At 43.9% G+C, this 7,497-nt stretch carries 7 protein-coding genes and 1 tRNA gene; 2 read left to right on the top strand and 6 right to left on the bottom strand.

What is annotated here, in order from left to right; all coding sequences use genetic code 11:
- Nucleotides 1-661, bottom strand: a 661-nt coding sequence (locus ABWP14_RS11160; protein WP_353203047.1) for an extracellular solute-binding protein, incomplete at its 3' end; no start/stop codon positions are given.
- Between the two features lie 186 nt (nucleotides 662-847).
- Here ABWP14_RS11160 and ABWP14_RS11155 point away from each other — a divergent pair.
- Together ABWP14_RS11155 and ABWP14_RS11150 are read left to right on the top strand one after the other, a co-directional pair.
- On the top strand, nucleotides 848-1,759 hold the full coding sequence (locus ABWP14_RS11155; RefSeq protein WP_353203046.1) for a glycoside hydrolase family 16 protein: 912 nt from the start codon (nucleotides 848-850) through the stop codon (nucleotides 1,757-1,759).
- A gap of 25 nt (nucleotides 1,760-1,784) precedes the next feature.
- Nucleotides 1,785-3,101, top strand: coding sequence for a hypothetical protein (locus ABWP14_RS11150; protein ID WP_353203045.1), 1,317 nt, complete (start codon nucleotides 1,785-1,787; stop codon nucleotides 3,099-3,101).
- A gap of 50 nt (nucleotides 3,102-3,151) precedes the next feature.
- Here ABWP14_RS11150 and ABWP14_RS11145 read toward each other — a convergent pair whose 3' ends face one another.
- The 5 genes from ABWP14_RS11145 to ABWP14_RS11125 form a co-directional block, all read right to left on the bottom strand.
- Nucleotides 3,152-4,393: a glycoside hydrolase family 16 protein gene (locus ABWP14_RS11145; protein WP_353203044.1), complete on the bottom strand. Its 1,242-nt coding sequence runs from the start codon at nucleotides 4,391-4,393 to the stop codon at nucleotides 3,152-3,154.
- Between the two features lie 59 nt (nucleotides 4,394-4,452).
- Nucleotides 4,453-4,525 (bottom strand) — tRNA-Lys (locus ABWP14_RS11140).
- Nucleotides 4,526-4,738: 213 nt separating this feature from the next.
- Entirely contained in the window at nucleotides 4,739-5,074 is a 336-nt protein-coding gene (locus tag ABWP14_RS11135; RefSeq protein ID WP_353203043.1) for a hypothetical protein, read from the bottom strand.
- 5 nt (nucleotides 5,075-5,079) lie between these two features.
- Nucleotides 5,080-5,538: a GIY-YIG nuclease family protein gene (locus ABWP14_RS11130; protein WP_353203042.1), complete on the bottom strand. Its 459-nt coding sequence runs from the start codon at nucleotides 5,536-5,538 to the stop codon at nucleotides 5,080-5,082.
- A 224-nt stretch (nucleotides 5,539-5,762) separates the two neighbouring features.
- Complete coding sequence (locus ABWP14_RS11125; RefSeq protein WP_353203041.1) at nucleotides 5,763-7,181, bottom strand: DNA sulfur modification protein DndB; 1,419 nt, start codon at nucleotides 7,179-7,181, stop codon at nucleotides 5,763-5,765.
- Nucleotides 7,182-7,497 lie beyond the last annotated feature (316 nt).

The raw sequence follows: 7,497 nt of genomic DNA, 5'->3' as shown, positions 1-7,497 counted from the left end.
CAGCATCATCAATGAAACCTTTACCTGATTTCTTTTCGGCAGGAGTTAACTTCGCGACATACTTTTGCCCAGTTGCAATGAATGCATCCCACGTTGGCCACAATTTCCCGACAGCTACGCGATCAGTTGGTAGGCCTGCTTTTTTAAATAAGTCGGATCGGTAGGCAACTTGCAATCCACCGACATCTGTTGGAATACCAATAACACTGTCATTAAATGCAACGCCTTGTTCCCAACGCCATGGCAGATAATTCTTTTTAATCTCATTTGCTGATAATCCTGCTGCGACACCGGCTGCCGCGTTTGAATCTGATGTCTTCATTTGGCGCAGATCCTGGAAACAGTTAGGTCGGTTTCCGGTGCGCCAGTATCCTGAATATGGAACTTCAAAAGCAATGATGTCTGCGGGTCCACCTGTTTGACAGGAAAGAATTGTCTTCTGGTGCAGCGGGTCAACATCGTTTTTAATTGGGATGATTTTAATGTCAGGGTGAAGTTTCTGGTATTCACGTTGTAGACCTGGCTGAATAACTTCGCCGAAGGTCCAAATAGTTAAAGTGATTTGCTCTGCAGCCTTTGCAGGTGCGGTCAGCAATCCTGCTGACACTGCCAACGCAACGATTCCCCCAAGAAATGCATTTTTGGTGGTCAACTTGTTCATATGTGAAACCTTCCCTTTAACAGACCTGACATCCGGCAAGCCATCAGTGAAACCTCGCAACTCTCAGGAAAACTTATACCCTTTGGGGTTTTCATGAAAGCGGTTTCAAGGTACGCTATTTAAGCCTTTAATGCCATTTGGCGCAAGAGAATTTGCATTAAAATTTGATAACGAGGGGAGTTTGTAATGGCCGATAAGAAAACGGTTGTGGCACCAGCCAGCCTTCTGGTTGCCTTTTCGGTGGCGTTATCTCTTCTTGTAAACCCGATTGCCGATGCCGCCCCAAAGAAAACCTTGAAACTCTTATGGTCTGATGAGTTCAATAGCAAAAAAGGAACTATGCCTTCCTCCAAAACGTGGAGCGCTGAGATTGGTGGTGGCGGTTGGGGAAATTCTGAACGTCAGTACTACACCGACAAATCAAGTAATGCTTCGATGGATGGCTCTGGGCGTTTGGTTTTAACTGCCAACAGAATCTCCAATGAATATTCCGAGCAAGTCGGTGATGTGCCGGGCACGGAAGACATCCTTAACCGATGCTCTGAGTGTCAATTTACAAGCGCCCGATTAAAAACTGCTCGCAAACTCAGCTTTCAATATGGCCGTATTGAAGCGCGAATGAAACTGCCTCAAGGCGTTGGAACGTGGCCCGCTTTTTGGATGCTTGGTGGAGATTTGCTAGATGGTGTTCCTTGGCCTGAGTGTGGCGAGATCGACATCATGGAGTTTCGTGGCGATATCTCTGACCAATCCACTTCCGCAATCCATGGACCAACTACGCCTCAAGGTTCCGGACTTGGGACACGATTCTTAAGTTTCGCACCCTTGTCAGATGAATTCCATACCTTTGCAATTGAGTGGAAAAAGAACTCACTCTCCTTCATCGTTGATGGCAGAGTCACCGGGACATTCTCTTCAGCAGATACCGGTTCTAGAGGCTGGGTCTACAACCAAAAGTTCTTTTTGATCTTAAACCTTGCAATGGGCGGCACCTACGCGGGTGAATTCATCGATCCGACTTTGAATCAAGCTCAATTGAGCGTGGATTACATACGTTTTTATTCAGTAAATGGTGTTGGGAAAGTTATAAAAGGTTAAGTCAACTAGGAAATAGGAGCAGGAAATGAAGCACACAACAAGTACACGCAAGTTCATTAGTGGGATTGCAATGCTTGCGCTCCTACTATCTGGCAGCCTTTTCGGCCAGAGCTCCTCTACTGCTGCTGGCTTACCTACAGTCCGCGTTGTATCACCAAGCTTTAACTCAGCAAATGAAACATTTGCCTCCGACGGTCTAGGTCAGTACTACGCAGCAGGTGGTCGTAGCTACTTCAAATACGTGGGTGCAGGCTCAACAATCACCATCACATACATCGTGACAAGTGATGGAACAGCACCTGCTGCGGATAAAACAATTAATTTCATGGTCAACGCTCCATACAGTGGATCAAAAGCAACATGGGAAGTTAATGGAAAATCTGTTGGAGCGTCCCAGGATTCAGTAACTGGCTATGGACTGTTAGTTACTGGAAAAACTAACTCTGAAGGAAAGGTCTCCTTCACCATCAAGAGCACCGAAACTTCTACAAATGCAATGGCAATTCCATCATCAGAGACACAGCCACGGGCAACCACTGGTCGTCTCTATGGAAATATGAAGGCAGTTATTGACGGCTTAACAGATATGCAACAAGTCGTAGACCTTCTAACTTTTGACATTACTAAGGCAGCAGCAGAAACCTTGCCTGCGGGAGGAACTACTCCAACGCCAACTCCGACAGCGACCCCTACTGCAACGCCAACCCCAACGCCTACCCCAACAGTTGTTGCACCTAAGTTGCTTCCATCAATGCGTTTAGAATCACCTGCATTTGGTCCATCAAATAGTGTTGATACAACAGGTGACATTGCACAGTATTACTCAGCAAAAACTCGTGCCTTCTATACATACATTGCAGCAGGGACAACTCTCACCTTGAAATACCTTGTAACAAAGGATGGGACAGCCCCTCTTGCAAATACAGAGGTGACTCTTCAAATTAATTCTCCATACAGTGTTTCTAAAGCAAATTGGCTTGCGGGCTCAACAAAGATTGGAGTCCCAGCATCTGAATCAGCCTCTGGTGCTGACCTCAAAGCAAAAACTAATGCAGCTGGTGAAGTTACATTCGTTATCAAGAACACAGACACCACTGGGACAGAAGCTGTTCCAGCTTCACCAAATGCAATGGCTCCGAAGACTCGACTTTATGGAACATTCAAACCAGTTATTCCTGGATATGGTGACAAGGATGCAGATGTTGATCTAGTGACATTTGATGTTTATGCAGCTCCAACGCCTGCAGCTAAGAAAACAACAATCACTTGTGTTAAAGGAAAGTTAACTAAGAAAGTAACTGCTGTTAATCCAAAGTGCCCTACTGGTTACAAGAAAAAATAATTTCTGGCCTCGAATAAAACTGCCGGTACCACTTGTGGGTGCCGGCAGTTTTATTGTGTAAAGACTTGGCCCTGTCCGTTAAGTTGGTAACTTCGGACCCAGTCAATTGTCATAGTTGCTGACTGCAGATTTGCCCACGATCCACCAAAACCGGCATTAACTGCGTTGTTGAGAATCAAGAAAAACTTATTATTAAAACTCCAATACCCTCCAAGGGTTTGAGGAGTTGTTATAGAAATCAAACGACCATCAACATAATAAGAGATTGAGTTAGGCAACCAAGCAACGGCGTAGGTGTGATAACCAGTGCTCACATCTGCACCAACACCTAATGAGGCAACTTTGTAGAAATGATTTGAGCAACAGGTGTTCACTAAATAGCTCGTTGAATAATGAGTCGCAGATGTTGTTGTGTAAGGATCATTGCCATGGATTTCAGTAATATCCATTTCTCCTGAAGTTGGCCAACCCACTTGATTGATGTTGTCGCCCAGCATCCAAAAAGCAGGGTGATTACCACTGCCCGCAGGCATTTTTATGCGTGCCTCAATAAATCCGTATTGAAACGAAACTTTTCCATGGGTATCAAATCGACCACTTGTAAATGCGCACACACTTGTTAGGCATTTGCCGGCATCACTCGGTAACGCCCCTGCGATACGAGTTGTTGTAATAACAGCTGCGCCATCTGGGCTTCCATCAAGTTTCACGGCAGAAGGTGCGTAGTAGATCGCCTCGGTATCAAAGCAGGCACCGCCACCAAAAGATTCAGGAGTGCGGTGACAGTTTCGTGCAGTCCAGTTTTTTTGATTAATTGTTGATCCAGTCGAGCCTTTAAAATCATCGCCCCACAGAAGGTCACCAATAACTAATCCTGAAATCTTTGGCTTTTCAGCCTCAGCTTTTGCTGCGGCTAACACCTTCGCTTCTGCTTCTTGTTGTGCTTTTAACTCTGCCGTTGCTTTTGCCTTTGCCTCTAACGCTAAACGGGTCTGTTCGGCTGCCAAAGCCTCTGCAGCGGCCTTTTCTGCTGCAATCTGCGCCCATGTTGGCCCAGTTAGTTGACTCGGTTGAATCTGAACAGTTGTCGTCACTTTCAATTGCCAGATGAGTTTGCCTTTTGATGCAACACACCGAAAGTTCTTGCCAGATTGAATCGTAGCCGAACCTGCTTTTTTGCAGACAGTGCCAGCGATAGTCTTCACAGCGGCAAATGATGAGATCGGTGCAATGAAGGAAGCAATCAAAGCGCCAGCACTTAGTAATGAAAATAGTCGACGGGGAAATTGCATCTGCAGATAGTAGTTGACTCATCAGCAAATTCCTTGGCTTTGAAACTTCAATGAGAAAGTGGGCCCAGACGGGCTCGAACCGTCGACCCACGGATTAAAAGTCCGTTGCTCTACCGACTGAGCTATAGGCCCCACTGCGAAGCAGGCTCAAATGTTTAATTAGTTAAGCATTTGAGTTCTGTTTAGCTAGGTTATCTTATGCCATGTTTCGAGTAGTTACTCGACAATTACTCGACAGGGAAAGATATCTCAGACTTAAGGGGCAGGGGCTGGCTTGGCTTGAGCCAGCCCCAAGTACCTTTAACTGTTGGGTAATTGAGGCAAGTACTACCTCAACCGCTACGGCTACATTTCCTTATTCTCTCCATCTATGTAAGCCGAATTGGCTAAAAGTTCATCCAGTTCTTTCGATAGCAGAGCGCTTTGGTCTCTAATGACGATCTCATGCAGCATCTGAAGTGGTTCTCCCACTGAAGCAGCTACAAGCAATGAGACCAAATCGCTTACCTCTTTGTATGCATCTGGATTTGTTTTACGCTTGATCTTTTCGGACAGAATTAGCAACTCTTGAATCAAATCCATCGGTGGCAATTCACCCATATCAATGTCGTAGCAAACGTGGTTCTTCTTCAGAAATTTGAACACTTCGCCAGGCTTTGACAAAGCATGCCAAGGAATCAAATTTGCTATATCACACCTCTTTTCGCTAAGTTCGAAAAGAGATGTTCTATATTTGTTATGTTACTTCGAAACCATTCTCGCCTACCGCTCAATTTTATTTGAGCCTGATTTGCAATTAGAGTTTTATGCAATTCTTTCTCAAGTATTTGCGAATTATCAGTTCTCAGTACAACTCCAGGAACTAGCATTCCTGGTCCAGTGAAAGATAATGCTGAAATTCTGTTTAGTAGATTTTTAGTTCTTCCAATTTTTATTGGGTAGAGCTTCCAATCATTCAACGCTGCGTTATATCTCATTACTGGAAGGTAAAGTGCGTAGACATATTCTTGACCAAAACCTATCTCTTTGAATTTAACCTTGGTTAGTTCAATCTCCGCAAAGTTTGAATGAACAAGGTTTGTTTCCCCTAGATGGGCCTGAGTTTTGATGAACCACCTACCGCTTTTAGAATCGTAGGAGATCACACGATCACTTAAATAGAGATTCTTAATTGTGCTAAGTATGTCCGCATTCAAAGAATACGGACTCCCTAGTTCACCATAAACATTCTCACAGCTTAAAAGTTCGGTCAATTGACGAGTTGATTTCGGCCCATGCAACTCCAAAGTTCTTAGAATTACAGTGGACAAAATGCTCGTACCTTTCGAATCTTGAACGAAACAAAGTGATCTATTTAGTGTTGCTGCGTTTACGCCCTCCCACTTGTTTTAACAAATGGTGCAAAATCAATTTTTCCTTTTTCTGACCATTCAGTCAGCATGTTTCCAAGGCGAGCACGGTCTTGAAAACCTGACTGAGGAGCTGTTGCTCCTTCACGGAATAATTGGGTTGCATACCATTCACCCTGTTTCATTCTTTTCTTTTGAGGCTTTGTACGAGCTGGATCATCCATGTATTCAAGCTCGCTTACTAAACTACTTAGTAGCTTCTTGAATCTAGACAACCCTGCTTCGTTAACTTCTAAATCAATTGGATCTCCAGATTCCAGTGACGGAGACCCAAGTAATTCAGCATTTGCAGCTAAAGCTAAACCACGAATAATGGTTGGAGAGCTAAAGCCATTCAGTTTACGAAATTCAGCCCCTTGTAATGTTGCTGAATTTAGTTGTTCAAAATAAGGTACAGACTCTACAAGCGCATTAAAAAATGCGTTTGCTACATCAACTATTTGATCGACAGAAGTTAGTTCGTCCAATTTGTCCACGCTAGTTTCAGACTTTGAGCCAAGAACTAGTGTTGCAACCCAATCTCGAATATTTGCAAGAGAATAGATTGCACCTGAGCCTCTAGCAACATTGTCTTTTCTCTCATCAACTCTTGGGTTTGGTGTTTCTTCGTCAATTCGAGGAAACTCTCCCGCAAATAATGAGTGTGATGAGATTATCTGTTTTGCAGCATTGGTGAGATTAGTTTTCTCATCCATGCGGACGCTTTCTCCTCTACCAATTGGTTTCTGATAATCACTCATGGTTATAAACCACTCTTGCTGCAAACTTTTGTTTGCATTTGCGATAATCTGAACGCCAATTGTTTCTGTCTCAAATCGAGAAATATCATGAGTGATTGCATCAATTTTTGATTGAAGTATGCGAATATCACTTTCTGAAGCTCCACTTCCACGAGCTTGTCTGAGTGCATCTCTTGCATCTTTCAATTCCTCATGACATTGAGCATAGATATAGCAAATTCCAAAGCATCGATGTTGGCCATCTGCTATGAATGCCTCTTGATCAAAATCAGGTGGCAGTACTAACCGAACCATCTGAAGATTTAAATTATCAGGTACCCTGACATCCGCATCTTCTAATGATTGGAATACTAAATCATCATCAAGAACTAAAATAAGTGGTGGAAATATCCAATCAGTTGGATTATCCCGCCAATATTCGCCAGCAGCTTTAGCTCTTTTCGCATCAACTTTACGATTGCGATCATGAGGATTCTTTGGGTCAACTTTTGGAAAAAGTTTTACAACCTGTTCAAAAGTAACCATAGTTAGGAATTGATTTCGCCCAGAGTATCTAGTCGAAACCGCTCCTACTGATCTACCTGTAAATCTGTATCCATCCAGTACTACTTTGTTTTTGTTGTTAATTGGTTCACTCATGTGTACCTCCATTTCTCGGCTGCTAGCCGTATTAATCAAACTACGATTTGTAATTTGAAGCTTGGTACTTAAGTGATAGTCGGGGGCTTTAGGCCCCCGACTTCTAAACTTTTCTTGCTAACTACCTATCTTTGATCTTCAGAATGCTTTGAACACATAGTGTGCTTCCTCCGCCTCTCTGCCGTTCTCCCATCTGGAGCCTTTCAAGCTCCGCTAGTTGGTGCCACTGTCTTGCCCTTGCTTACTTCTCAGAGAGGTCCTCCTCTCTGCCGTTCTCCCATCTGGAGCCTTTCAAGCTCCGCTAGTTGGTGCCACT

It is taken from the genome of Polynucleobacter sp. (assembly GCF_040400325.1).
Taxonomy (GTDB): domain Bacteria; phylum Pseudomonadota; class Gammaproteobacteria; order Burkholderiales; family Burkholderiaceae; genus Polynucleobacter.
The sequence above is the reverse complement of the archived record's forward strand: the minus strand, read 5'-3'. Positions and strand labels throughout refer to the sequence as shown.